General features: G+C 69.4%; 23 protein-coding genes. 14 read left to right on the top strand and 9 right to left on the bottom strand.

Going from position 1 to position 23,933, the window contains the following annotated elements:
• Window positions 1–49 precede the first annotated feature (49 nt).
• A complete protein-coding gene (locus tag C8D81_RS17260; protein WP_229117868.1) occupies window positions 50–556 on the top strand; it encodes a VOC family protein in 507 nt (168 codons plus the stop codon).
• 93 nt (window positions 557–649) lie between these two features.
• Here the strand turns inward: C8D81_RS17260 and sucD are convergent, their stop codons facing one another.
• The 3 genes from sucD to C8D81_RS17245 form a co-directional block, all read right to left on the bottom strand.
• A complete protein-coding gene (sucD, locus tag C8D81_RS17255) occupies window positions 650–1,537 on the bottom strand; it encodes a succinate--CoA ligase subunit alpha (RefSeq protein ID WP_133626461.1) in 888 nt (295 codons plus the stop codon).
• An 18-nt stretch (window positions 1,538–1,555) separates the two neighbouring features.
• Window positions 1,556–2,761, bottom strand: a complete 1,206-nt coding sequence (sucC, locus tag C8D81_RS17250) for an ADP-forming succinate--CoA ligase subunit beta (protein WP_133626460.1) — start codon at window positions 2,759–2,761, stop codon at window positions 1,556–1,558.
• A gap of 228 nt (window positions 2,762–2,989) precedes the next feature.
• Entirely contained in the window at window positions 2,990–3,400 is a 411-nt protein-coding gene (locus tag C8D81_RS17245) for a cobalamin B12-binding domain-containing protein (protein WP_094359950.1), read from the bottom strand.
• A gap of 276 nt (window positions 3,401–3,676) precedes the next feature.
• Between C8D81_RS17245 and C8D81_RS17240 the strand changes: the two genes are divergently transcribed.
• Entirely contained in the window at window positions 3,677–4,837 is a 1,161-nt protein-coding gene (locus C8D81_RS17240) for a M23 family metallopeptidase (protein WP_094359948.1), read from the top strand.
• Between the two features lie 143 nt (window positions 4,838–4,980).
• Complete coding sequence (locus tag C8D81_RS17235; RefSeq protein ID WP_133626459.1) at window positions 4,981–5,709, top strand: YceI family protein; 729 nt, start codon at window positions 4,981–4,983, stop codon at window positions 5,707–5,709.
• Between the two features lie 114 nt (window positions 5,710–5,823).
• Here the strand turns inward: C8D81_RS17235 and pcrA are convergent, their stop codons facing one another.
• On the bottom strand, window positions 5,824–8,310 hold the full coding sequence (gene pcrA / locus C8D81_RS17230) for a DNA helicase PcrA (protein ID WP_133626458.1): 2,487 nt from the start codon (window positions 8,308–8,310) through the stop codon (window positions 5,824–5,826).
• Window positions 8,307–9,491, bottom strand: a complete 1,185-nt coding sequence (locus C8D81_RS17225; protein WP_166646868.1) for an MFS transporter — start codon at window positions 9,489–9,491, stop codon at window positions 8,307–8,309. Before C8D81_RS17225 ends, pcrA begins: the two co-directional genes overlap by 4 nt.
• Before the next feature lie 30 nt (window positions 9,492–9,521).
• Between C8D81_RS17225 and C8D81_RS17220 the strand changes: the two genes are divergently transcribed.
• The 6 genes from C8D81_RS17220 (at window position 9,522) to C8D81_RS17195 (ending at window position 16,287) form a co-directional block, all read left to right on the top strand.
• A complete protein-coding gene (locus C8D81_RS17220; RefSeq protein WP_133626456.1) occupies window positions 9,522–11,066 on the top strand; it encodes an alpha-amylase family glycosyl hydrolase in 1,545 nt (514 codons plus the stop codon).
• Between the two features lie 10 nt (window positions 11,067–11,076).
• Window positions 11,077–12,093: a LacI family DNA-binding transcriptional regulator gene (locus C8D81_RS17215; RefSeq protein ID WP_133626455.1), complete on the top strand. Its 1,017-nt coding sequence runs from the start codon at window positions 11,077–11,079 to the stop codon at window positions 12,091–12,093.
• 41 nt (window positions 12,094–12,134) lie between these two features.
• Window positions 12,135–13,370: a phospholipase D-like domain-containing protein gene (locus tag C8D81_RS17210; RefSeq protein ID WP_133626454.1), complete on the top strand. Its 1,236-nt coding sequence runs from the start codon at window positions 12,135–12,137 to the stop codon at window positions 13,368–13,370.
• A gap of 72 nt (window positions 13,371–13,442) precedes the next feature.
• On the top strand, window positions 13,443–13,715 hold the full coding sequence (locus C8D81_RS17205; protein ID WP_094359932.1) for a GlsB/YeaQ/YmgE family stress response membrane protein: 273 nt from the start codon (window positions 13,443–13,445) through the stop codon (window positions 13,713–13,715).
• Between the two features lie 104 nt (window positions 13,716–13,819).
• Window positions 13,820–15,034, top strand: a complete 1,215-nt coding sequence (locus tag C8D81_RS17200) for a hypothetical protein (protein ID WP_133626453.1) — start codon at window positions 13,820–13,822, stop codon at window positions 15,032–15,034.
• Window positions 15,031–16,287: a hypothetical protein gene (locus C8D81_RS17195; RefSeq protein WP_133626452.1), complete on the top strand. Its 1,257-nt coding sequence runs from the start codon at window positions 15,031–15,033 to the stop codon at window positions 16,285–16,287. The genes C8D81_RS17200 and C8D81_RS17195 overlap by 4 nt, the downstream gene beginning before the upstream one ends.
• Window positions 16,288–16,311: 24 nt before the next feature.
• Here the strand turns inward: C8D81_RS17195 and C8D81_RS17190 are convergent, their stop codons facing one another.
• A complete protein-coding gene (locus tag C8D81_RS17190; RefSeq protein ID WP_094400552.1) occupies window positions 16,312–17,052 on the bottom strand; it encodes a response regulator in 741 nt (246 codons plus the stop codon).
• Window positions 17,049–18,434 carry an ATP-binding protein gene (locus C8D81_RS17185; RefSeq protein WP_094359924.1) on the bottom strand — a complete coding sequence of 462 codons (1,386 nt, stop codon included), beginning with the start codon at window positions 18,432–18,434 and terminating at the stop codon, window positions 17,049–17,051. Before C8D81_RS17185 ends, C8D81_RS17190 begins: the two co-directional genes overlap by 4 nt.
• Before the next feature lie 128 nt (window positions 18,435–18,562).
• Here C8D81_RS17185 and C8D81_RS17180 point away from each other — a divergent pair, with 128 nt between their 5' ends.
• From C8D81_RS17180 to C8D81_RS17170, 3 genes are read left to right on the top strand one after another with little or no spacing between them, the layout of a single operon-like run.
• Entirely contained in the window at window positions 18,563–19,909 is a 1,347-nt protein-coding gene (locus C8D81_RS17180; RefSeq protein WP_166646867.1) for a PspC domain-containing protein, read from the top strand.
• Window positions 19,906–20,121 (top strand): hypothetical protein, encoded by a 216-nt coding sequence (locus C8D81_RS17175; RefSeq protein ID WP_094359920.1) that lies wholly within the window; start codon window positions 19,906–19,908, stop codon window positions 20,119–20,121. Before C8D81_RS17180 ends, C8D81_RS17175 begins: the two co-directional genes overlap by 4 nt.
• A 55-nt stretch (window positions 20,122–20,176) precedes the next feature.
• Window positions 20,177–20,530: a PspC domain-containing protein gene (locus C8D81_RS17170; protein ID WP_094359918.1), complete on the top strand. Its 354-nt coding sequence runs from the start codon at window positions 20,177–20,179 to the stop codon at window positions 20,528–20,530.
• A 127-nt stretch (window positions 20,531–20,657) separates the two neighbouring features.
• On the opposite strand, the gene C8D81_RS17165 is transcribed toward C8D81_RS17170, so the two are convergent.
• Together C8D81_RS17165 and C8D81_RS17160 are read right to left on the bottom strand one after the other, a co-directional pair.
• A complete protein-coding gene (locus tag C8D81_RS17165) occupies window positions 20,658–21,290 on the bottom strand; it encodes a DUF305 domain-containing protein (RefSeq protein ID WP_094359916.1) in 633 nt (210 codons plus the stop codon).
• Between the two features lie 129 nt (window positions 21,291–21,419).
• Window positions 21,420–21,857 (bottom strand): DUF6153 family protein, encoded by a 438-nt coding sequence (locus C8D81_RS17160; RefSeq protein ID WP_133626451.1) that lies wholly within the window; start codon window positions 21,855–21,857, stop codon window positions 21,420–21,422.
• 76 nt (window positions 21,858–21,933) lie between these two features.
• Between C8D81_RS17160 and C8D81_RS17155 the strand changes: the two genes are divergently transcribed.
• Both C8D81_RS17155 and C8D81_RS17150 read left to right on the top strand, forming a co-directional pair.
• A complete protein-coding gene (locus tag C8D81_RS17155; protein ID WP_208109365.1) occupies window positions 21,934–23,016 on the top strand; it encodes a 2,3-butanediol dehydrogenase in 1,083 nt (360 codons plus the stop codon).
• Between the two features lie 20 nt (window positions 23,017–23,036).
• Window positions 23,037–23,813, top strand: a complete 777-nt coding sequence (locus C8D81_RS17150) for an SDR family oxidoreductase (RefSeq protein WP_094432481.1) — start codon at window positions 23,037–23,039, stop codon at window positions 23,811–23,813.
• Window positions 23,814–23,933: the final 120 nt, after the last annotated feature.

The raw sequence follows: 23,933 nt of genomic DNA, 5'->3' as shown, positions 1-23,933 counted from the left end.
TCAGGATCGGAGAAGCGCCGGGGCGCTCGGGCGCCCTACCGTCGGTGCCATGACCACCACACAGAACACCACCGGCAACACCGCTCCCGCGGCCGCGATGGCCTCGCTCGCCATCGCCAATGTCTTCGTCTTCACCAACGACACCGAGGCATCGCTCGGCTTCTACCGCGACGCCCTCGGCTGCGCCATCCGCACCGATGTCACCAACGGCGACTTCCGCTGGGTCACGCTCACACCCCCGGCCCAGCCGAACCTCGAGATCACCCTGCACAACTACACCGGCGGCGGCGCGATGCCGATGTCCGACGGCGACGCCGACGCCCTCCACGATCTGCTCGCCAAGGGTCTGCTCTCGGCGCTCATCTTCCACGTCGAGGACGTCGACGCCGTCTTCGACCACGTGCAGTCCTCGGGTGCGGAGGTGCTGCAGGAACCGGCCGACCAGTTCTACGGGGTACGCGACTGCGCCTTCCGCGACCCGGTCGGCAACATGGTCCGCTTCAAGCAGGACCTGCCCGCCGACCAGGTACCGGCCCAGCCCGACTGGCAGGGGTGACCCCCCCGACCCGGAACACGTACGCGGCCCCCACCGGAAACCGGTGGGGGCCGCGTACTGCGCTCCTCGCTCAGGGAGCGGGGACGAGGACGATCAGAGGTCCTGCATGATCTCCCGCATCAGGGCCGCGGTCTCCGACGGCGTCTTGCCGACCTTGACCCCGGCGGCCTCGAGGGCCTCCTTCTTCGCGGACGCGGTGCCCGAGGAGCCGGAGACGATGGCGCCGGCGTGGCCCATCGTCTTGCCCTCGGGGGCGGTGAAGCCGGCGACGTAGCCGACGACCGGCTTGGTCACGTTGGCCTTGATGTATTCGGCGGCCCGCTCCTCGGCGTCGCCGCCGATCTCGCCGATCATCACGATCGCCGCGGTCTCCGGGTCGTCCTGGAAGGCCTGCAGGCAGTCGATGTGGGTGGTCCCGATGACCGGGTCACCGCCGATCCCGACCGCGGTGGAGAAGCCGAAGTCCCGCAACTCATACATCATCTGATAGGTCAGCGTGCCGGACTTGGACACCAGCCCGATCTTGCCGGCCTTGGGCGCAATGTCGGCCGGGATGATGCCGGCATTGGACTGCTCGGGCGAGATCAGGCCCGGGCAGTTCGGGCCGATCAGCCGGGTCTTGGAGCCCTTGGTCATCGTGTAGAACTCGGCGGTGTCCTTGACCGCGACGCCCTCGGTGATGCAGACCACCAGCGGCATCTCGGCCTCGATCGCCTCCTCGACGGCGGCCTTGGTGAACTTGGCCGGGACGAAGATCACCGAGACATTCGCACCGGTCTCCTGCATCGCCTCCGCGACGGTGCCGAAGACCGGCACCTGGATGCCGCCGTCGAACTCGACGGTCTGACCGGCCTTGCGCGGGTTCACCCCGCCGACCACGTTGGTGCCGGAGTTGAGCATCCGCTGGGTGTGCTTCATCCCCTCGGAGCCGGTCATGCCCTGGACGATGACCTTGGAATCGTTGTTCAGGAAGATTGCCATTTGTTCGTCGTCCCCTTGTCAGTTCCGGTCGGCGTCAGCCGGGGCCGTTGTGCTTGCTGCGAGCTCGGCGGCCCGCTTGGCCGCGCCGTCCATCGTGTCGACCCGCTCCAGCTTCGGCAGCTTCGCATCGTCGAGGATCTGGCGGCCGAGCTCGGCATTGTTGCCGTCCAGGCGGACCACCAGCGGCTTGGGCTCGACGCCGTCGGCGGAGAGGATCCCGAAGGCCTGCACGATGCCGTTGGCGACCTCATCACAAGCAGTGATACCGCCGAAGACGTTCACGAACACCGACTTGACCTGCTCGTCGCCGAGGATCACCTCGAGGCCACCGGCCATCACCTCGGCATTCGCACCGCCGCCGATGTCGAGGAAGTTGGCGGGCCTGGGCTGGCCGGCGAACTCCTCGCCGGCGTACGCCACCACGTCCAGGGTGGACATGACCAGGCCGGCACCGTTGCCGATGATGCCGACCGAACCGTCCAGCTTCACGTAGTTGAGGCCCTTCTCCTGGGCCTTGATCTCCAGCGGATCGGTGGCGGACTTGTCGTCCAGCTCCGCGTGCTCGGGGTGCCGGAACTCGGCGTTGTCGTCCAGGGTGACCTTGCCGTCCAGGGCGATGATCTTCCCCTCACCGGTCTTCACCAGCGGGTTGACCTCGACCAGGGTGGCGTCCTCACCGGTGTAGACGTCGTAGAGCTTGGTGAACACGGTCACCAGCTGGTCGATGTCGGCGGCGTCGAAGCCGGCGGCCTCGGCGATCTCGCGGGCCTTGGCCTCGTCCAGGCCCTTGACCGGGTCGATCTCGATGCGGGCCAGCGCCTCGGGGCGCTCGACGGCGAGCTGCTCGATCTCGACGCCACCCTCCTTGGAGGCCATCGCCAGGTAGGAGCGGTTCGCGCGGTCCAGCAGGATGGAGAAGTAGTACTCCTCGGCGATGTCCGCACCCTCGGCGATCATCACCTTGTTGACCGTGTGGCCCTTGATGTCCATGCCCAGGATCTCGCCGGCCTTCTCCGCGGCCTCGGCGGGGCTCTTGGCGATCTTCACGCCGCCGGCCTTGCCACGGCCACCGGTCTTGACCTGCGCCTTGACGACCACGACGGGCGTACCCAGGGTCTCGGCGGCCTTGCCGGCCTCTTCTGCTGTGGTGACAGTGATGCCCCGAAGCACCGGGACGCCATGCGACTCGAATACGTCGCGCGCCTGGTATTCGTAGAGATCCACGACGGCTCCATCCTTGGTTTCAGTCCGCCGGGTCTCCCCGACGGGGTGTGCACTCCCGCGAACTGCGGAATGGGTAGGCCGGATCGACCCGGCCGGGCGCGTCACCCCGGGCGATGCCGCCCGATTCGTCGTGGCGCACCCGCGATGGAGCCTAGTGGGTCGAGGCGGTCGGGTGCATACCGGCCCATGGAACGGGTACGCCGACGCGGGTGCGGGCGTACGCCGGGATCAGACGGCGGCGCGGCGCACGTTGGCGCGCACCCACTCGACGATGTCGGCCATCGTCGCACCGGGGGTGAACACCTGGGCGACACCGAGCGCGGCGAGCGGCTCCCGATCGTCCTCGGGGATGATGCCGCCGCCGAAGACGACGATGTCGTCGGCGTCCTCGGCCTTGAGCAGTTCGAGCACCTTGGCGAACAGGGTCATGTGCGCTCCGGAGAGCACCGACATGCCGATCGCGTCGGCGTCCTCCGCGATGGCGGTCTGGACGATCTGCTCCGGGGTCTGGTGCAGCCCGGTGTAGATCACCTCCATGCCGGCATCACGCAGGGCGCGGGCGACAACCTTGGCGCCACGGTCGTGCCCATCCAGTCCGGGCTTGGCGACGACCACTCGGATCGGGGCGTTGTTATCCACCCGCTCAGCGTACTCATCAGGGTCGCCGAGCTACCATCACAAGGATCATCGGAGGGGTTCCCTACCGAGCGGTTTCACTGAGGACCATTAAGGGGTTTCCTGAGTGACCTTGCTCACAAAGGGCCCCGATGACCCCAGTCAGACCGGGAGTTGCTGAGATTTCTTAAGGAAAATTCCCAACTTCAGGTTGAGGACCGGTTATCCATCCGTTATGTTCGTGAAGGCGTCCATCACCCTGGGCGTCAGACCAAGTCTGGGTGTCTAGGAGTTCACACGGTGTCACAACGCTCGTTCCGCAGGGCCAAGGCCCGTCGGGCACTGGGTGTCGAGTCCCAAGAGGACGCACTCGCAGCCAACCGCTCGACGATCGATGAGGACCTCTCCATCCGGGGCCTCGTCACACACGGCCTCGCCGCCCTCGCGATCTCCGCGCTCGGCCTCGCAGTGGCCGGATCGGTCGCCATGACCTCGTCCGCGCAGGCCGTCGAGACCGCCACCAGCGCCACCGCCGCCACCGGTCAGGATCAGACCCAGGCCCAGCCGGCCCCGGTCGCCGCCCAGCAGCAGCAGCCGGCCGCGGTCAACGACCCGAAGCCCAACACCCAGCAGAACGACGAGTCCGTCGACGGCGCGCTCGACGTCTTCGCCCGCCAGGCCGACGGCACCTCCCGCAACGCGGTCCGCGCGGCCATCGACGGCGCGGTCGCCGATCAGAAGGCCAAGGAGCGCGGCGACCAGCTGGTCGCCACCGGCGAGCAGGCCAGCGAGGCCTCCGGCAACGCGATCGCCGATGCCCGCTCCACCAACCTGGTGAACAACCAGCAGGCCACCAAGCGTGAGCAGGCCCGACTGGCCGAGGAGAAGAAGAAGGCCGAAGAGGCGCTGAAGAAGAAGCAGGAGGCCGACGCCGCGTCGGCGAATGCCGCTTCCGGCACCGGCGCGGGCAGCCTCGAGGCGCCGGCTCCGGCTGCCGCCCCGGCCCCGGCACCGCAGGTGGGCGGCGGCGATGCCGGCGTCAGCGGTGGCGGCGGCGCCAAGCCGATCGCCTCCGGCTACACCCTCGGAGCCCGCTGGGGTGCCGTCGGCTCCTGGTCGCGCTACCACACCGGTCAGGACCTGCCCGCCCCGATCGGTACGCCGATCCGCGCCGCCTCCGGTGGCGTCGTGCTCGCCCCGAACGGTGGCGGCTGGGCCGGCACCCACGTGGTGATCAAGCACGCCGACGGCTCCGCGACCCTCTACGCGCACATGTCCACCAGCCTGGTCCGGCCGGGCCAGATGGTCCAGGCCGGTCAGCAGATCGGCGCGGTCGGCATGACCGGGCGCACCTTCGGCCCGCACCTGCACTTCGAGCACTACCCAGGCGGTGTCGTCGGCAACCCGTACGTGACCGACGACCCCTACAGCTGGATGCTGCGCCTCGGCGTACGCCTCTGAGCCTCGGTCCACGGGGACCCAGCACGGGCCCGGAACTCTTCGCGGAGTTCCGGGCCCGCTGCGTTGCCGGCGGAACTCGCGGTGGAACTTGAGCGTTCAACTTTCTGAACGCCTGACCCATTTCCGCCGCGGAGGTAGCGCCGATGTCCGAGTCCAACCCGAACCGACGCCGATCACGGACCGCCCTGTTGATCGGGCTGCCGTTGCTGGTGGTGCTGCTCCTCGCGGCGATCATCGGCCCGCGCATCTATGCCGCGTCCGAGAACAGCAACGCCGAGGCCGCCCCGGCGGTCTCGCTGGCCTCCCCCACCGTCGCGCCCGATGCGGCGACCGGTACCCCGGCCTCGGTGGAGGCGCTGTCGGGTCGCTGGACCGCCCAGCCTGGTTCGTACGCCGGCTACCGGGTCGATGAGGTGCTCAACGGTGCCGATGTCACCGTCACCGGGCGTACCGAGCAGGTGACCGCCGAGGTCCAGGTCGACCGGACCCAGCTGACCTCGGCGCGGATCACCGTCGACATGGCCTCGATCAGCACCGACTCCTCGCGCCGCGACAACTATTTCCGCTCCACCGCGCTGCAGACCGACCGGTTCCCGCAGGCCACCTTCGCCAGCACCACCCCGGTCGACGTGGCGGCGATGACCAGCGGCGGGACGAGCCGGGTCCAGGTGCCCGGTGAGCTGACGATCCACGGGGTCACCCGCCCGGTCACCCTCGAGCTGCAGGCCGCGCACGCCGACGGCCGGGTCCAGGTCGCGGGAACCGCCCCGATCACCTTCGCCGACTTCGGTGTCACACCACCTGATCTCGGTTTCGTGAAGGTGGAGCCCACCGGGCAGATCGAGTTCTCACTGCAGCTGGCCCGCGGCTGAGCGCGGCTGGGCGGCGTACGCGCTGGGCGGCGATCCATCGATCCTTCGTGCCATCTATCGAGCCCCGCAGCACGCGATGGATGCACCCAGGGTTCGATGGATCGCGGTTCCGGGTCAGAGCTTCTCGAGCGGGGCGAACCGTGGCGCCAGCCGCTTCAACCCGGCGGAGCCGAAGTCGACGTCGATGCGTACCCCGTCGCCGCTGCCGGTGCTGGCGATCACGGTGCCCAGCCCGAAGCTGTCGTGCAGCACCTTGTCGCCGATCGCGAAGTTGCCGACCTCCTTGGGCCGGCGGGTGGACTCCACCCGCTGCGCGAAGCCGCCCACCGAGGCACCGGAACCGGCCCGGTCCCGGCGGCGGTTCTGCCACTGCGAGGTGGCCGAGGTGTTCCGCCAGCTGGTCACCGCCGACGGCAGCCGGCGCCAGTCGAGCAGGTGCGCGGGGATCTCCTCCAGGAACCGGCTCGGCGGATTCTGCTGCGGCGCGCCCCAGACGGTCCGCGTCATCGCCCGGGAGAGGTAGAGCCGCTTGCGGGCCCGGGTGATCCCGACATAGGCGAGCCGGCGTTCCTCCTCCAGCTCCTTGCTGTCGCCGAGGGCGCGCTGGTGCGGGAACACCCCGTCCTCGACCCCGGTCAGGAAGACGGTGTCGAACTCCAGCCCCTTGGCGGTGTGCAGGGTCATCAGGGTGACCGTGCCGGCATGCTCGGCATCGGGTGAGTCGGGGATCTGGTCGGAGTCGGCGACCAGCGCGATCCGCTCCAGGAAGGCCGGCAGCGACGGGTCCGGTTCGGGCGCCCCGAGCAGTTCGTCGCCGCGGTCGGCGGCCCCGGTCTCCGGCGCCAGGTCGACGGTGGCGGCGCTGCGGACGAAGTCCTCGGCCACCGACAACAGCTCGGCCAGGTTCTCCAGCCGGGTCTCGGCCTGCGGGTCCTCCGAGGCCTGCAACTCTGCCAGATATCCGGAACGCTCCAGGATCGAGGCGAGCACCTCGTTGGCGGGCCGGCCCTCGGTGACCAGCGACTCATGCTCGTCCATCAGCTCGACGAAACTCGCGATCTGGTTGGCCGACCGGGTCGCCAACGGGGTCTGGTCCCACCGACGCAGCGCCTCGGCGAAGGGGATCCGCTCGCGTTGGGCGAGCGCCTCGATGGTCGCCTCGGCCCGGTCCCCGATCCCCCGCTTCGGCACATTCAGGATGCGGCGTACCGACACGTCGTCGGCGCGGTTGGCGATCGCCCGCAGATAGGAGATCGCGTCCCGGATCTCCTTGCGTTCATAGAAACGTACGCCGCCGACGACCCGATAGGGCAGGCCAACGCGGATGAAGACCTCCTCCAGCGCCCGGGACTGGTTGTTGGTGCGATAGAAGACCGCGGTGTCGCCATAGCGGGAGACACCCGCATCGGACAGTTTGTCGATCTCGGCGGCGATGAAGGTGGCCTCGTCGTGCTCGCTGTCGGCGACGTAGCCGACGATCCGGTCCCCGTCGCCGGCCTCGGACCAGAGGTTCTTGGCCGGCCGGTTCGGGTTGTGTGAGATCACCGCGTTGGCGGCGCTGAGCACGGTCTGGGTGGAGCGATAGTTCTGTTCCAGCAGGATCGTCTCGGCCCCGGGGAAGTCGTGCTCGAAGTCGAGGATGTTGCGGATCGTGGCCCCGCGGAAGGCATAGATGGACTGATCCGAGTCACCGACCACCATCAGTTCCGGGGGGTCGATCTCGTGACCCTCCTGCCCCGGGACCGGGGCACCGGCGGGCTCCCCGCAGAGCTCGCGGATCAGGGCGTACTGGGCGTGGTTGGTGTCCTGGTATTCATCGACCAGCACATGCCGGAAGCGCCGCCGGTATTGCTCGCGGACCTCGGGAAAGGCCTGCAGCAGATGCACCGTGAGCATGATCAGGTCGTCGAAGTCGACGGCGTTGGCGGCCTTCAGCCGGCGCTGGTACTCGGCGTACGCCTCGGCCAGTGACTGGTCGTCGACGGTGTTCACCCGGGAGGCGGTGGACTCGAAGTCGACCAGGTCGTTCTTGCAGTCGGAGATCCAGTTCATCACCGTGCGCACCGGGAATCGCTTCGGGTCCAGCTCGAGATCGCTGCAGACCAGCTGCACCAGCCGCTTGGCGTCGGTGTCGTCATAGATCGAGAACTGCCGCTGATAGCCGAACCGGGCGATCTCGGCGCGCAGGATCCGGACACAGGCCGAGTGGAAGGTCGAGACCCACATCAGCTTCGCCCGGTTGCCGACGATCTCGCTGACCCGGTGCCGCATCTCGGCGGCGGCCTTGTTGGTGAAGGTGATCGCCAGGATCGAGCCGGGATGGACGTCGCGGATCGAGACCAGGTACGCGATCCGGCGGGTCAGCACCCGGGTCTTGCCGGAGCCGGCGCCGGCGACCACCAGCACCGGGGCGCCGGTGTGCAGCACGGCGGCCCGTTGGGGCTCGTTCAGCCCCTCCAGCAGGGTGGCCTCACGCTCGGCCCTGGGTACGCCTCGGCGGCGCTTCTCACCGCCCTCGGCGACCGACGCGGGGGCCTCGGACTGCTGCTGTGGATCAGCCGGTAGCTGCGGGAACAGGGACTCGATCTCGGACGCGTTCATCTCACCCGGCAGCCTACGTCCCCGGACCGACGGCCGACCGAGCGCAACCCGGGGTGCCGGATCAGAGCCGCCGCCAGGACGCCCCCGGCGGCCAGCGCCAGCGAGATCGCGAACATCACCCAGTCCCCCATCACCCGGACGAGGCCACCCACGGCCGGGCCGGTGGCGATGCCGATCTGGAAGGCGACGATATAGATGGACGAGGCCTCGTCGGGCCAATCGGGGGCCAGCTTCAGCACGATGCCCTGCCAGCTCACCGCCAACCCCGAATAGCTCAGGGCCAGCAACCCGAGCCAAGCCAGGGTCGAGGCCTGACCAGCTGCGACCAGGGCCCAGCCGAAGGCGGCGGTGGTGACCAGCGACTGGATCACCAGGGTCGGCAGCGGCCACCCGTCGGCGACCGCCGCGGTGAGCCGGATCCCGGCCAGCCCGAGCGCGCCGAGTCCCAGCAGCACACCGGACTGGGCGGCCCCGCGGATGCCGGCGCCGTCCAGCAGCGGGGTCACGAAGGTATAGGTGGCGAAGTAGGCGGCAACCACCAGCAGGGTCGAGGCACTGAGCGCGAACACCTGCCGCCGGCCCGCGCGGGTCGGCTCATTCGGAGTGTCGGTACGCCGGACCGGTGGCAGGCTCGGCAGTGCACGCCACAGGGCGATCGCGGCGATTCCGGCGGCGACCGCGCTGAGCCCGGCCGCCCAGCGCCAGCCCAGAGCGGTGGCGCCGGCATTGAGCAGGGGTACGCCGAGGATCAGGGCCAGGGCGTTACCGGTGAAGACCGTGGCCGTGGCGCGGCCCTGGCGGCCCGCGGGCGCCAACCGGGCTGCGACCGAGCCGACGCTGGCCCAGAACAACCCGTGCCCGAGCGCCATCACGAGTCGGCAGACGATCAGCACGGCATAGGACGGCGCCAGTGCGCTGCCCAGGCCGCTGAGGGCCAGGCAGGCGAGGGTGAACCCGAGGGCGGTACGCCGGTCCAGCAGGCTGGCCCATCGGGTCACCGGAACCACGGTCACCGCGACCACCACGGCGTACCCGCTGAGCAGCAGACCCACGCGGCTCTCGCTGACGCCGAGGTCCGCGGCGATCGTGGCCAGGGCGCTGAGCGGGAACAGTTCGGACGAGACGAAGACGAATGCGCTGTACATCAGCACCACCGGTGCGACGGAAGGTCTACTGGCCACCTGCGTAACGATACATGTATCGTTACACATATGAATGATGAGTGGTGGCGGCAGGCCGTCGTCTATCAGATCTATCCGCGCAGCTTCGCCGACTCCGATGGCGATGGGATCGGCGACCTGCCCGGTCTCACCAGCCGCCTGGACCAGCTGCAGTGGCTGGGAGTGGACGCGGTGTGGGTGTCGCCGATCTTCGCCTCGCCGATGGCCGACTTCGGCTACGACATCAGCGACCACTGCGCGATCGATCCGCTCTTCGGGACCGATGAGGACGCCGAGACCCTGATCACGCAGGCACATGAGCGGGGCATCAAGGTGCTCTTCGACATCGTGCTCGGCCACACCAGTGACCAGCATGAGTGGTTCCGGCGGTCGCGGTCCTCGCGGACCGACCCGCTGCGCGACTTCTATGTCTGGCGGGACGGCCCCGTCCCCGGTTCCGCCGACGGCGGGCGACCCAACAACTGGGTCGCCGGCTTCCCACCCGGAGCCCCGGCGTGGACCTTCGATGAGACCACCGCCCAGTGGTATCTGCACTCCCATCTGCCCGAGCAGCCCGATCTCAACTGGGAGAACCCGGCGGTGGTGGCGGCTCAGGAACGGGTGCTGCGGCACTGGCTGGACCGCGGGATCGACGGGGTCCGGTTGGACTCGATCAATCGGCTCGGCAAGGATCCCCAGCTGCGTGACAACGTCGACGGGCTGCCGCTGCGGCAGCAGGACTGGCCCAGCATCCACCCGCGGCTGGCCGGGGTCCGCCGCATCCTGGCCGACTATCCCGGGACCGTCGCCGTCGGGGAGACCTGGCTGTTCGACCAGGCCCAGCTGGTGCCCTATCTGGTCGATGACGAGTTGCACCTGGCCCACAACTTCGTCTTCGCCCGGGCCCGGGCCGACGCCCGATTGCTGGCATCGGTGATCGAGGAATACGCCGGTTTGGTGCCGCATCCCGAGCGGGCCGCCTGGTTCTTCTCCAACCATGACGAACCCCGACTGGTGAGCCGCTTCAACGACGACGGATTCGGCCTGGCCCGCGCGGAGCTGCTGGCCATGCTGCTGCTGTCACTGCGCGGCACCACCTTCCTCTATCAGGGCGAGGAACTCGGCCTCGCCGATGCCTGCGTCCCGGCCGACCGGGTGGTGGACCGCAACGGCAGGGATCCGCAACGGGCCCCCATCCCCTGGCTGCCACCCGCCGAGAGCGGCCCGGGGGCCGGTTTCACCACCGGCGAACCGTGGTTGCCGATGCCACCCGAGGCCGATACCCGCAATGTCGCGACCCAACGATCCGACCCGGCTTCGACCCTGCACCTCTATCGCGACCTGATCGCCTTCCGGCGGGAGCACCTGCACACCCCCACCGCACCGCACCGCGTGGCGTACCTGCCGCCCGGTGCGCTGCAGGTCACCAACACCACCGCCACCGGGCGTTACCAGACGATCCTCAACCTCGGCGCGGAACCGGTGTGCTGCCCGGGGGGTGAGTTGCTGCTCGGCACCGACCGACTCCGACCGCACGGACGGATCGAGCGGCTGGACCTGCAGCCGCTGGAAGGCGTCGTGCTGCGCGCGGACTAGGGTGGCACCCGTGCCGCCCGTTCGCCGACCCACGCTGAAGGATGTGGCGGCCCGGGCCGGCCTGTCGGTGATGGTCGCCTCCTACACCTTCTCCCGCCCCGAGCGGGTCTCCGCAGCCAGCCGCGAGAAGATCCTGCGTGCCGCGGCGGACCTGGGCTATCGACCGCACCGGTCCGCGCAGAGCCTGCGTACCGGCAGCAGCGGGTTGATCGGGATCGTCGTCAGCGAGCACCTCGGTTATGCCTTCCGCGACCCGGGTGCCACCAGCTTCCTGTCCGGGGTCGCCGACGCCTGTGCCGCGGCGGGCCGGGGGATGGTACTGCTGCCGACGGGCGGCCAGCTGGAACCGGTCGCCGCCGTCGGCGCCGCCGATGTCGACGGTTTTGTCTTCTGGACCACCGCCCCCGACGACCCGGCCCTGGCGGCCGCCCTGGCCACCGGATTGCCGATCGTCGTCCAGGGTGGGCCCGACCTGCCCGGGCTCACCTGCCTCAGCATCGACGACCGGGCCGCAGCCCGGGCCATCGCGGCCGTGGCCCTGGCCACCGCCCGGCATCCGGGGGTGATCAGCTTCCCCACCCACCCATCCCGGCAGGCCCGGACCATCCCGCTGGATCAGGCCCGGGCAACCCTGCCGGTGACCGCCCATCGACTGGCCGGGATCCGCGCCGCGCACCGGGACCAGGGGCTCGACCCCGCCAGCACCCCCTGCGCCGTGCTCACCGAGAACAACCGGCAGCAGGCCACCGCCGCGACCCATGAGCTGCTGGCCGGCCGGCCAGGCCTCGACGCCCTGATCTGCCTCAGCGACGAGATCGCCCTCGGTGCGCTGACCGCGCTGGCCGAGCGCGACCGGCTCGAGATGGTCCTGGTCACCGGCTTCGACGGGAGCCCGGAGGCCGCCGCGCAGGGCATTCCGACGATCAGCCAGGACCTGCACGATCAGGGGCGGCAGGCGGTCGAGGTGCTGCTGGGCCGACCGGCCGGTGAGGTGTCCTGGAGCCTGATGGCCGGGCGTCGGTGGTGATGCCGCGCCACTTGGTCGGTGCTGCCCTATACATTGGTGCCATGTGGTGGCGCGGAATCAGACAATGGACGCGCCGCGTGCTTCTCGGCTTCTTCGGAGCGCAGCTGGGCACGATGCTGGTGCTGCTGCTGATCGACAACCACCGCAAACGGGATCGCAAGCCGGTCGTCTTCCCCAAGTCCCCACCGGTTCCGGTCACCGCGGGCGGTTCGAAGCTGACCGTCTACACCTACGGCCAGGACCTCTACACCGACATGCTGGCCGCGATCGACTCGGCCCAGGACCACATCTACTTGGAGTCGTTCATCTTCAAGGGTGACCGCACCGGCCGCGAGTTCCGCCGGGCACTGCTGCGCGCGGCGCAGCGCGGCGTCGAGGTCTATGTGGTGGTCGACGAGTTCGCGAACCTGGTCGTGCCGCGGCGGTTCTACCGGTTCGGCGGCGACCGGGTGCATGTGCTGAAGCACCCGCTGGTCTTCCCCACCTGGGACTTCCTGCATCCCCGCAACACCGGCCGCAATCACCGCAAGCTGCTGATCGTGGACGCCAAGGTCGGCTTCATCGGCGGCTACAACATCGGCTCGCTCTACGCCACCGACTGGCGCGACACCCACTGCCGGGTCACCGGTGAGGCGGTCGGTGAGCTGGAGAACGCCTTCGTCGACTACTGGAATCTGGTGGTCGGCCGGAACCGTCACGAGCTGGAGTCCATCGCGCCCCGCTCCTGGTATTCGCCGATCAAGGTGCACCGCAATGTGCCGCGGCAGCTGGTCTATCCGATCCGCTACATGTACCTGGAGGCGATCGACCGGGCGACCGAGCGGATCTGGATGACCCACGCGTACCTGATCCCGGATGAGGACATGGTGCACGCGCTCACGGAGGCGGCCCGGCGGGGGGTCGATGTCCGGATCATCGTGCCCGAGCGCTCCAACCACATCGTCGCCGACTGGATCAGCCGGGGTTATTACCGCGCGCTGCTGTCCGGAGGGGTACGCCTGTTCCTCTACCAGGGTGCGATGGTGCACGCGAAGACCGCCCTGATCGATGACGCCTGGTCGACCGTCGGCACCGCGAACCTCGACAATCTGTCGTTGATCGGCAACTACGAGGTCAACCTCGAGGTGACCGACGCCGACATGAACTCCAAGATGGCCGAGGTGTTCGAACTGGACCTCACCAACTGCCGCGAACTGACGCTCGAGGAATGGGTGCGCCGGCCGCTGATGGTGAAGTTCTCCGAGGCCCTGCTGAAACCCCTCGGTCCGCTCTTCTGACCATATTTTTGAGGGCAGTGGCCACCGCGTGGTCTCCGTATGTCCAGATCGACATTGGGTACCATTTGAGACATGGGTACCATCATCGCTTACATCGTTATCGGACTCCTCGGTGGCGCAATCGCCAAGGCGATCCTGCCGGGCAAGCAGGGTGGCGGCATCGTCGTCACCATGATCCTGGGCATCGTCGGTGCCCTGTTGGGTGGCTTCATTGGCGGCGCCCTGTTCGGGGTCAGCTACTCCAGTGTCTTCTCCTGGCAGGGCCTGATCACCTCCATCATCGGCGCGCTCATCATCCTGATCATCTACGGGCTGGTCACCAAGCGGCGTGGAACCGCTGCCTGATCGGTCCCCCGACCCGGAAAAGGGCCTGACTCCTGCGGGAGTCGGGCCCTTTTCGCATTCCCGTTCCCACCCACCGACCGCTGTTTGGCGCTAGCGTCAGGCGCGTGGACGGTGCGCAGATCCAGCAGAAGCTCGAACTCTCCGCGGACGAGGATTTCGTACTCACCGCTTGGGAATACCGGATGATGCAGCGCGATATCGCCGCGTCGAAGACCCGGCACCTGCTGGCGAAGCGCGAGGTGCGAAACGCGTTCCGGACCGCCGCGGTGTCCGCATTCGCCGCACGCCCCGGCACCGAGTGGTCATCCCCGGTCGTGGCCGAGCGGGTACGCCGGGTCGTTCCGACCGACGGTCGGCCGGATCTGGGAGAGCTGGAGGACGCCGGACCCGAGATCTCCGCGGTCGTGGGGAAGCGCTCCCGGGCGCTCCTGCTGCTGATCGACCTCTACGGTTTCGAGCCGTGGATCGAAGGCAAGTGGGACAAGTCGGCCCGCGCCGACACACTCGCCGAGGCCCATCGCGCGCTGGATCAGCTGCACCCGGAGGATCTGGACGCGGTCGACAGGGCCTATCGGGACGCCCGCAAGAAACTGTCCCGGTCGCTGACCGCCCGATCCCGCCGCTGGACCAGGTACGCCATCCTGGCCGGGGCCGGTCTGGGTCTCGGAGTACTGACCGGTGGGTTGGCGGCACCAGCCATAGCGGGAGCGTACGGAACTCTGGTTCTCGGTTATTCGGGAGCGGTCGCCACCTCGGCCGGGATGGCCGCACTCGGCGGCGGTTCGATCGCCGCCGGGGGTCTGGGGATGGCCGGCGGGGCCGCCCTGATCACCGGTGTCGGCGGAGCGGCCGGTATCGGTGCCGCAACCCTGGGCGGCCGGCTCGCTGGTTTCACCGCGGCTCGAGTGGCGGCCGACGCCATCGAGCTGCATGTCGTGACCCAGCTGGTGCTGCGGGATGTGGACGGCAACGAGGAGGCGGCCAAGGCGGTCATCGTCAGCCTCCGGGAGCGGGTGACCACCCTCGGCCGAACTGTTGCGACGTTGGCCGCGCGGATCGACGGGTTGCGGGCGGAGCTGGCGAGCACGCAGGCCGAACTGGAGGCCGAACGCGCGCTACGGTTGGACACCGAGGCTCGGGCCACGCGGTTGCGGGCCGCGACCGACCGGCTCAAGCAGCGGGTCACCGGTCCCGACAACGATGCGGTCAAGGAACTGCTCACGGAGTTGGACGAGCTGGAGGGTGAGAAAGAAACCTTCGAGACCCTGGCCAAGGGCGTCACCGGGTTGGCGGACGACCTGGAGAAGGCGGCATCATGACCCGACCCGGGGAGGATCGCAGCGAGCGAGATTCCCCGGTCGACGATGACCTCGTGACCAATCTGGACGCACTGTCCCGCGATCTGACCGACATCGAGTCATTGGCCGATGCGGCTCTCGCGGGCGAACCGGTGGACCAGACGGTGCTGGAGCGCATCGCGAACACCCCGGGTGGGCTCGACCATGCCGAACTCACCGACCACCATCGGCAACGGCGGGTGGCCGAGGGGTGGAGTGAAACCCAGCTCGCGGACCTCCTCGACCCGGGCGCGCTGAGCCAGTTGGACGGCTGGCGGACGGCCCAGCGGATCCCGTGGGAGCGCACCGATCTCCTGGTGGTGGGCCTCGCTGGAACGCTCGGTGCGGTCGCGACGATCTTCGATTCGCAGGTCGACACGGCCGTGTTGCAGGGCCTGTCCTGGTTGAAGACGAGCGAGTTGCTGCGCGGCTGGGAGAGAGATGCGGCGCGCCTGTCGATCGACTACACCGGCCCGAAGTTCGGTGGTCCCGCCCACCGGCTGCGCTCCCCAGGCCACGACATCGGCCGCTTCTTCGCCGCCCTGCAGCAGGTCCGAACCGGTACGTTCGAGGGGACCTGGTGGGAGGACGGTCAGCGGATGATCGAGCGGGTGTCGACCACCCGCAGCGGGGCACCGTTCGCCCGGGCTCCCGATCCGCACCTCGCGATCGCCCTGTTGCTCAAGCACTGGGCCGCCGACTTCGTCACTCCGATGGGGCTCCCGCTTCCGGGCTGGTCGTTGCTCTACGAACTGCCCGACCGCGAACTGCGGAAGTTCGCCCACGCCGCATATGCCGGTACGAAGCCCGGTGACGGTCTGAACCTGCGCTCGGGTGCCCTCACCCCTGGTCTCGGGATGGTCGCGACCGAGGTGATCGTCCGCACCCATGCGCAGCTGTCGGGGTACCGCAGCACCGGGAACGCACGTCTCAGCGCTGCCGGCGTGGCCCGGCGTACCGAGATGCTCCTGGCCGCACATGCCGCCGCAGGCGCGGTCAGCGTCTCCCGGACCGCCGCCGCGGCGGTGGGTGGCGAAACCGCTTTCGCCATCAGGCATCTCAACCTGCCGGTGCTGCTCCGGATCGGAATGCTGGCGCTGCAGGTCCGCGCGGACCGGGCCCGCGCGGTCGACGGCGCCCCGTCGTGGCAGGAGTTGCTCGCCGACGAGGCAGCGACCTGGACGCTGCCGGAGGCCGTCACCATCGCCGAGTTGCTGGACGCGCAGCGGTCGTGAGCAGCGCGCGGCCCGACGGTCGGCTCAGACGAGCCGGCGGTCGGTGGCCCAGCGGGTGAGCTGGTGCCGGTTCGAGAGCTGGAGCTTGCGCAGCACCGAGGAGACATGGGTCTCGACGGTCTTGATCGAGATGAACAGCTCCCGGGCGATCTCCTTGTAGGCGTACCCGCGGGCGATCAGCCGCAGCACCTCGCGCTCGCGCTGGGAGAGCCGGTCCAGATCCTCATCGACCGAGGCGATGTCGATCGAACCGGAGAAGGCGTCCAGCACGAACCCGGCCAGCCGCGGCGAGAAGACCGCGTCCCCATCGGCGACGCGGCGGATCGCGTCGATCAGTTCATCGGCGCTGATCGATTTGGTCACATAGCCGCGGGCGCCAGCGCGGATCACGCCGATCACGTCCTCGGCGGCATCGGAGACCGAGAGCGCCAGGAACTTCTGGTCCGAGTCGACGGCATGCACCTGCTTGATCACCTCGGCACCACCGCCGCCGGGCAGGTGGACATCGAGCAGCACCACATCGGGTCTGGTCTCGGTGATCGCCTTCACCGCGGTGGGCACGTCCTCGCCCTCGCCGACGACGGTCACTGCGCTGCCGATCTCGTGCTTCACCCCGGCGCGGAACATCGCGTGGTCATCGACGATCACGACCCGCAGGCCCTGGGTCGACCCCGAGTCGGTACCGGTCGGGGTGGGCGAGGCGCTGGTGTTGCCGCTGCCCAACCCGGAGGGCTGGTCTGCTTCGGGTCCGGTCTGCTCGGTCATCTACTCATCTCCAGTTTCACTTCGGTGCCATCCTCGGCCGAGGAACGGATCCGCGCCTTGCCGCCGTGCCGTTCCATCCGCCCGATGATGCTGCCCTTCACGCCCATCCGATCATCCCCGATGGCGTTGATGTCGAAGCCACGCCCCCGGTCGCGGACGAAGATCTCCACGAACTCATCGTCCACCTCGGCGTACACATCGATGCGCGCCGCACCGGAATGCTTGGCCGCATTCATCATCGCCTCGCGGGTGGCGCGCAGCAACGCCTCCATCCGCTCGTCGAGGTCGAGATCGCCGACGCAGACGACCTCGATCGGCACCCCGCGCTCGTCCTCGATCTCGGCGGCGGCCGCGGCCAGCCCCGCCTTCAGGGTCTGCTCGCGGATCTCGTCGCCATAGAGCCAGGTGCGCAGTTCGCGTTCCTGCTTGCGGGCCAGGGTGGCGACGGTCTTGGGTTCGTCGGCGCGCTTCTGGATCAGCGCCAGGGTCTGCAGCACCGAGTCGTGCAGGTGCGCCGCCATGTCGGCGCGGGCGTCGGCGCGGACCTTCTCCTCGCGGGCGGTCTGCAGGGCGATCCGGGAGCGGTACGCCCAGGGTGCGATCACCAGCCCGATACCGGCGAGCGCCAACCCCGCCATACCGAGGATCCGCGGAATCTCCGCCAGCCCGGCCTGGGAGGCGATCACCATGCCGACCGCGGCGCCGACCAGCGCCATCCCGAAGATGATCCGGGCCAGGGAGAGCAACCGGCCGCGGGCGACCAGCGGAGCCAGCCAGACCCGGCCCTCGGTCTCCCGACGCCAGTCCTTGCCGTCGGTGTCGGCGGGGTTGTCGGCGGTCCGCCAGACCAGCGCGACACCGGCGCCGGCGAAGGCCAGTGGCCAGAAGATCTTCTGCGAGACGCCCAGTCCGCTGCCCTGGACCAACCAGAGCAACCCGGTACCGAAGAGGCCGAGCGCGACCACGGCCCCCACATCGGCACCGTGCCGGCGCTTGCCGGGGCGCATGTTGCTGCGACTGGCCGATTCGAGACCGGGTGCCTTCTCCTCGGTCGGCGCCGGCGGCATCGTCAGCCAGAGCACCGCATAGACCACGGCCCCGATGAACTGCAGCAGGGTGAGCGCCACGAATCCGATCCGGATCACCATCACCGGCCAGCCGAGGTGGGCGGCGAGTCCGGTGCAGACCCCGCCCAGCCAGGCACCGTCGGCGACCCGGGTGGCGCGGCGACGGCCCTTGTCCTCGGTGGGCAGCAGCGCCGTCGAACCGTCGGCCGGGTGCTCACCGGGCCTGGTCGAGGAGCCGTCGGTGGACACCGGCACGGTCGGCTCGGGGAGCTTGTCCCGGCCGCCGGGGACGGTGTCGGACGGTTCTGTGGCCATGATGCATCCAGCCTCACACGCGTACCGCCCCCTGCCAACCGGGACTCCCCCGACCCGGCCCTGAGTCCGAGCCTTTTGGGGGTGATCCCCGATGGTCTGGGTTTCGCTGAGCGGGGAGGATGGCACCCATGGACCTGAGCACGCTGCGCCGCAGCACCACCGAGGCCCGGGTGGCCGGGGTGTGCGTGGCACTCGCCGATCGCTGGCGGGTCGACCCGCTGCTGGTCCGGTTGATGACCGTGCTGCTCGCCCTCTCCGGCGGCATCGGCCTGGTGCTGTACGCCGCCGCGTGGCTCTCGGTGCCCCGCCAGGGCAGCGACCGGGCCGCGATCGATCAGTTCATCCCCGGCGCCCGGCGCGCCCCGCGGACGTTGTGGCTGCTCGCGCTGGCCGTCGCGGCCCTGCTCACCGCGATGGCGGTCGGCAGCCTGCTCCCGTTCGGCATCGGCCCGGCGATCGTGGTCGGCGTGGTCTGCTATCTGGGTCTGCAGCGCTCCGGGCGGCTCGGCCGCCGGGACAGGCAGGCCGAGGTCACCGAGCAACCCGACGACCGGACGGCGATCCCGCCGGCGCCGTTCAGCGAACAGACCCGCTTCACCCGGGCGGCGTACGCCTGGCAGGTCCGCGTCCAGGAGCATCTGGACCGGGTCGGTCGGTCGCAGCCGGTGGATCCCGCCGATTTCCCGCCCGCCGAGCCGGTACGCCCCAGCCGCCCGGTCGAGGAGCCCGAAGACCCCACCCTCGGCCTGCCGCCGCAGCAGGATCCGGGCTATTCGCTGGAGGCCTTCCTGGCCCACCCGGATCCGGTCGGGCTCTACGGGCCCGCCGATCCCGAACCGGCGACCGAACCGGTCGCCACCAAGGTGGCCCCGACCCGGCCGACCCGCCGCGACCGCCGGCGCGCCCGCTGGCGGACCCTGCTGCTGATCCTGCTGCCCGTGATCGGTGTAGCAGCGAGCGATGTCTGGCTGAACCCGCCGTTCCACGCCTACCTGGCGGCGGCCCTGCTCGGTACGGGGGTGGCGCTGGTGTTCGGCGCCTGGCGGCCGCGGCCGCGTGGGCTGATCGCCCTGGGCCTGCTGCTCGCGGTGTCCACCGTCGGTACCGCCGCCGGCAATCAGGAACTGACCACCGAACCGACACAGATCGTCTATCGCAGCGCCGCGGACCTGCCCCCCGGTGGGACGCGGGCCGATGTCGGCCCGATGATCGTCGATCTGTCCGAGTTCCGGATGAACGATGACACCAGCCACACGATCGCGGTCGACGCCGGTCAGCTGCAGGTGATCCTGCCCGAGGACACCACGGTCCGGTTGCAGTGGTCGGTCGACGCCGGCGCCGCCACCCTGCCCAGCGGTCCGCAGCGCGGGGTGGATCTGAAGGGGTCCTCGACCGTGCAGCAGGGGCCACCCGGCTCCCCCACCCTGACCCTGGACACCCATGTCGATGTCGGCGAACTGGAGGTGCGACGATGAGTGCACAACAGCTGGAACCGCAGCGCCGCCCCGGGCGTACTCCCGATGTCGTCCCCCTCGCCGCGGGTGCGCTGTGCATCGCCGTCGCCGCGATGGTCCTGTGGGGCGCCTACGGCGGCCGGATGGACCGTGGCGTGCTCGGCGTGGCCATCCCGCTGCTGCTGGTGCTCGTCGGCGCCGGCTGCCTGATGGTGCGCGGCCGCGGCAACTGATTTCCCCGATCCCCCGAAGATCCACCCGGACAACCGAATCGAGAGGACACCACCAATGAACAACTTCGGATCCAAGCGACTCACGCGCAGCTCGACCGACAAGATGCTGGGCGGCGTCTGCGGGGGCCTCGCCCAGTACCTCGGCGTGGATGCCACCATCGTCCGGCTGGTCGCGGCCGCGCTGATCATCTTCACCGGCATCGGGCCGCTGGTCTATCTGCTCGCCTGGGTGCTGATGCCCGCCGACGGTGGCAAGGCGATCGCCGAGGACTGGGGCAAGAAGGCCAACAGCTGGTACTCCCAGCAGCAGCAGAAGAAGAACGCCAACGGCGGCGGCCAGCCCTACGGCGGCACCGGCACCGGCACCCAGCCGGGCCAGGGCGTCTACAACGGTGACGACCTGCGCTGACGGCCTGCGATCCCGCGGATGACGAAGGCGCCCGGTGCACTCGCACCGGGCGCCTCCTCATCTCCCACGATCCCCGAGCAGGGCGCTCCGCGCCCGTGTCGAGGGGCGAGGATCAGAGCGTCGACGATCAGAGCGTGGGGAGCATTCCCTGCATGGTCTGGATCTCCGCGTTCTGGGTCCGGATGACGTCGTCGCACAGCTTCTGCACGGCGGCATTCTTCGAGGTGCGGCGCGCATTCTCGGCCATCTTCACCGCGCCCTGGTGATGGGCGATCATGCCCTCCACATAGAGCCGCTGCGCGGTCGCCGTGTCCGCCTTCTGCAGCTCATCGAGCTTCTCCGGGGACAGCATGCCGTCCTCCATGCCGCCCATCGAGTGGCCCATCTCCAGCGGCTGGCCCCAGTCGTTGAGCCAACCGGTCATCTGGTCGATCTCGGGCTGCTGGGCACCCTTGATCTGATTGGCCAGCTCGGCGAGGTCGGGGCGGACGCCGGGTTTGCCGAGCAGGATGTCGCTCATCTGCACCGCCTGCTTGTGGTGCGGGATCATCATCTGCGCGAACATCACATCGCTCGGCGCGACGTCGGAGGGCAGCGGCTTCGCCGATGGGGCCGCACTGGCCGGCATCGAGTGACCGCCACCACCGGATCCGGGCTGGGCCGATTCGCCGGAACTGCACCCCGCACCGAGCAGGGCGAGACCGATGAGACCGCCGGCCAGCAGCGTCCGGGGTCGGGTGGATCGGGAACGATCGAACATGGGAAAACTCCTTGTGTGCTTGAGGATCTGGCCGGTACGCCCAGCCGGGCGAGGGTGTTGCGCGCGTGCCGGCGCGAAACTTTTCGCGCGCGACAGCGCGAACGGTTTTGCGCGCAACAGCGCGACCCCTCAGGTCCTCAGTACGCAGAGTTCGGCCAGGCTGCGTGGCCGCAGCAGGAGTCGGTACGCCGGCAGGTGCCGACTGAGGCGTACCGGGTGGAGCCGGGTCAGCACCCGCAGCCGCGGGCGTACCAGCCAGAGCAGCAGACCCAGCACGAGCACCAGCAGGCAGCTCCAGAACATCCCGCCGGACTGCTGATGATCCTGCTCGGGAGCGGGAGCGTCCGTGGCGGGCATCGCCATCGGAGCCGACTCGCCCACCATCGACATCGCCATCGACCCGTGCGTACCGGTCGATGCGGCCGCAGTGTCACCGGTCACCATCCGGTGATGGCTGGAGAGCTGGTGCATGGCCAGCAGCCCGAACACCAGGGCGGCGATGATGCCGCCGGCCAGCAGCACCAACCGGGAACGGTTCCCGGGGCGACGGCTGGGGCGGATCGGCACCCGGCCAGTCTAGTGACCGGCCACGCAACCCGATGCAACCCTCCCCAGCGACGGCGGCACTGCCTAACGTCGCGGCATGACCACCACCACAGCACCCGCCACCATGCGCGCCGCCCGCTACTTCGGCAACCGCGACCTGCGGATCGAGGAGGTGCCGGTGCCCGCCGTGCAGCCGGGCACGGTCAAGGTGCGCGTCGAGTGGTGCGGCATCTGCGGCACCGACCTGCACGAGTTCGAGGACGGTCCGATCTTCGCGCCGACGCCAGACGCACCGCACCCGATCTCCGGGGAGTCGGTGCCGCTCACCCTGGGCCATGAGTTCGCCGGGGTGGTGGCCGAGGTCGGTGCCGGGGTGGAGGGCTTCAGCCCCGGTGATCGGGTGGTGGTGGAACCCTTCATCGTCTGCGGCGAGTGCGAGTTCTGCACCGCCGGTGACTACAACCTGTGCGTGCGGGGCGGTTTCATCGGGCTCTCCGGCGGCGGTGGCGGGTTCAGTGAGTTTGTGGTCGCGCCGGTCGAGCGGGTGTACGCGCTGGGCGACCTGTCGACCGAGGTGGGTGCGCTGGTCGAACCGATCGCGGTCGGTTACCACGCCGTCCGACGCTCCGGGATCGAACCCGGCCAGACCGCCGTCGTCTTCGGCGCGGGTCCGATCGGACTGGTGACGATGGCCTGCCTGCGGGCGATCGGGGTGGAGCAGGTGATCTCGGTGGAGATGTCGGCGATCCGCAAGGAGAAAGCGCCCGCCGCGGGTGCGACGCTGGTGCTCGACCCGAGCACCGACGACATCCCCGCCCGGATCAGGGAGCAGACCGGTGGCCTCGGTACCGATGTCGCCTTCGAGTGCGTGGGGCTCTCCCCGGCCCTGCAGGCGGCACTGGACTCGACCCGCAACGGCGGCACGGTGGTCAACGTGTCGATCTGGGGTCACAAGGCGGAGATCGACATGTTCGGCCTGGTGATGCGCGAGCTGAACCTGATCGGCACGAGCGCCTACTGCGGCGATCACGCCGCGGTGATCGAGCTGCTCCAGCAGGGGCGGATCGACGCCGAGCAGTTCATCACCGGCCGGATCGGCGTCGAGGACATCGTCGACGGCGGTTTCCGCCAGCTGATCGAGAACAAGGACGAGAACGTCAAGATCCTCGTCCACCCCTGACCCCGAGAGGACCACCCCCGATGAGCAATGTCCACGTCACCGGAGCGGCCCGCGGCATCGGCCGCTCGATCGCCACCCGCCTCGCCCGGGACGGGCATCGCGTCGCCGTCTCCGACCTGCCCTCGATGAGTGAGGAGTTGGAGGCGACCCGCGCCTCGCTGCCCACCGTCGAGAACGGCGAGCACGTCGCGCTGACCGGGGATGTATCCGACCCCGATTCGGTGCGGGCGCTGGTCAGTGACACCGCGGCGGCGCTGGGCTCGTTGGATGTGATGGTCGCCAACGCGGGTATCGCACAGACCAAGGCGCTGTTGGAGGTGTCCGCGGCGGAGTACGACCAGGTGCATGCGGTCAATGGTCGCGGGGTCTTCCTCTGCTACACCGAAGCCGCCCGCCAGATGATCCAGCAGGGCACCGGCGGCAAGATCATCGGTGCCGCGTCGATCGCCGCCCACAAAGGATTCCCGCTGTTGGGTGTCTACTGCTCCAGCAAGTTCGCTGTGCGGGCGCTGACCCAGGCGGCCGCGCAGGAATGGGCCGAGCACCGCATCACCGTCAACGCCTACTGCCCCGGCATCGTGGACACCGCGATGTGGGAGCAGATCGACTCCGACCTGGGTGCGATCAATCAGGTCGGCAAGGGTGAATCGATGGCCGCGATGGCAGCTGGGATCACGCTCGGCCGGGTGTCCACGGGTGAGGACGTCGCCGGCCTGGTCTCCTATCTCGCCGGCCCCGACTCCGACTACGTCACCGGTCAGTCGATCCTGGTGGACGGTGGGATGCTCTTCGTCTGAGTCGGAGCCCCCACCTCGCCCACTCATCGCGATCCAGCGAATCCTGAGTGCATGCCCCCAGTCCTACAGGGCTCGCTGGATGGACCCAGGGTTCGCTGGATCGCCGAGGGCGTGGGGCAG

Origin of the sequence: Enemella evansiae, from assembly GCF_004362375.1 — a bacterium.
Taxonomy (GTDB): Bacteria; Actinomycetota; Actinomycetes; order Propionibacteriales; family Propionibacteriaceae; genus Enemella; species Enemella evansiae.
The sequence above is the reverse complement of the archived record's forward strand: the minus strand, read 5'-3'. Positions and strand labels throughout refer to the sequence as shown.

Bases quoted from the DNA above. Each gene is read 5' to 3' on its own strand.
- C8D81_RS17180 (WP_166646867.1), top strand. From the start codon at position 18,563: ATGGACCTGAGCACGCTGCGCCGCAGCACCACCGAGGCCCGGGTGGCC.
- C8D81_RS17260 (WP_229117868.1), top strand. From the start codon at position 50: ATGACCACCACACAGAACACCACCGGCAACACCGCTCCCGCGGCCGCG.
- C8D81_RS17165 (WP_094359916.1), bottom strand. From the start codon at position 21,290: ATGTTCGATCGTTCCCGATCCACCCGACCCCGGACGCTGCTGGCCGGC.
- C8D81_RS17195 (WP_133626452.1), top strand. From the start codon at position 15,031: ATGACCCGACCCGGGGAGGATCGCAGCGAGCGAGATTCCCCGGTCGAC.
- C8D81_RS17205 (WP_094359932.1), top strand. From the start codon at position 13,443: ATGGGTACCATCATCGCTTACATCGTTATCGGACTCCTCGGTGGCGCA.
- C8D81_RS17235 (WP_133626459.1), top strand. From the start codon at position 4,981: ATGTCCGAGTCCAACCCGAACCGACGCCGATCACGGACCGCCCTGTTG.
- C8D81_RS17185 (WP_094359924.1), bottom strand. From the start codon at position 18,434: ATGGCCACAGAACCGTCCGACACCGTCCCCGGCGGCCGGGACAAGCTC.
- C8D81_RS17220 (WP_133626456.1), top strand. From the start codon at position 9,522: ATGAATGATGAGTGGTGGCGGCAGGCCGTCGTCTATCAGATCTATCCG.
- C8D81_RS17170 (WP_094359918.1), top strand. From the start codon at position 20,177: ATGAACAACTTCGGATCCAAGCGACTCACGCGCAGCTCGACCGACAAG.
- C8D81_RS17210 (WP_133626454.1), top strand. From the start codon at position 12,135: ATGTGGTGGCGCGGAATCAGACAATGGACGCGCCGCGTGCTTCTCGGC.
- sucD (WP_133626461.1), bottom strand. From the start codon at position 1,537: ATGGCAATCTTCCTGAACAACGATTCCAAGGTCATCGTCCAGGGCATG.
- C8D81_RS17175 (WP_094359920.1), top strand. From the start codon at position 19,906: ATGAGTGCACAACAGCTGGAACCGCAGCGCCGCCCCGGGCGTACTCCC.
- pcrA (WP_133626458.1), bottom strand. From the start codon at position 8,310: ATGAACGCGTCCGAGATCGAGTCCCTGTTCCCGCAGCTACCGGCTGAT.
- C8D81_RS17190 (WP_094400552.1), bottom strand. From the start codon at position 17,052: ATGACCGAGCAGACCGGACCCGAAGCAGACCAGCCCTCCGGGTTGGGC.
- C8D81_RS17150 (WP_094432481.1), top strand. From the start codon at position 23,037: ATGAGCAATGTCCACGTCACCGGAGCGGCCCGCGGCATCGGCCGCTCG.
- C8D81_RS17155 (WP_208109365.1), top strand. From the start codon at position 21,934: ATGACCACCACCACAGCACCCGCCACCATGCGCGCCGCCCGCTACTTC.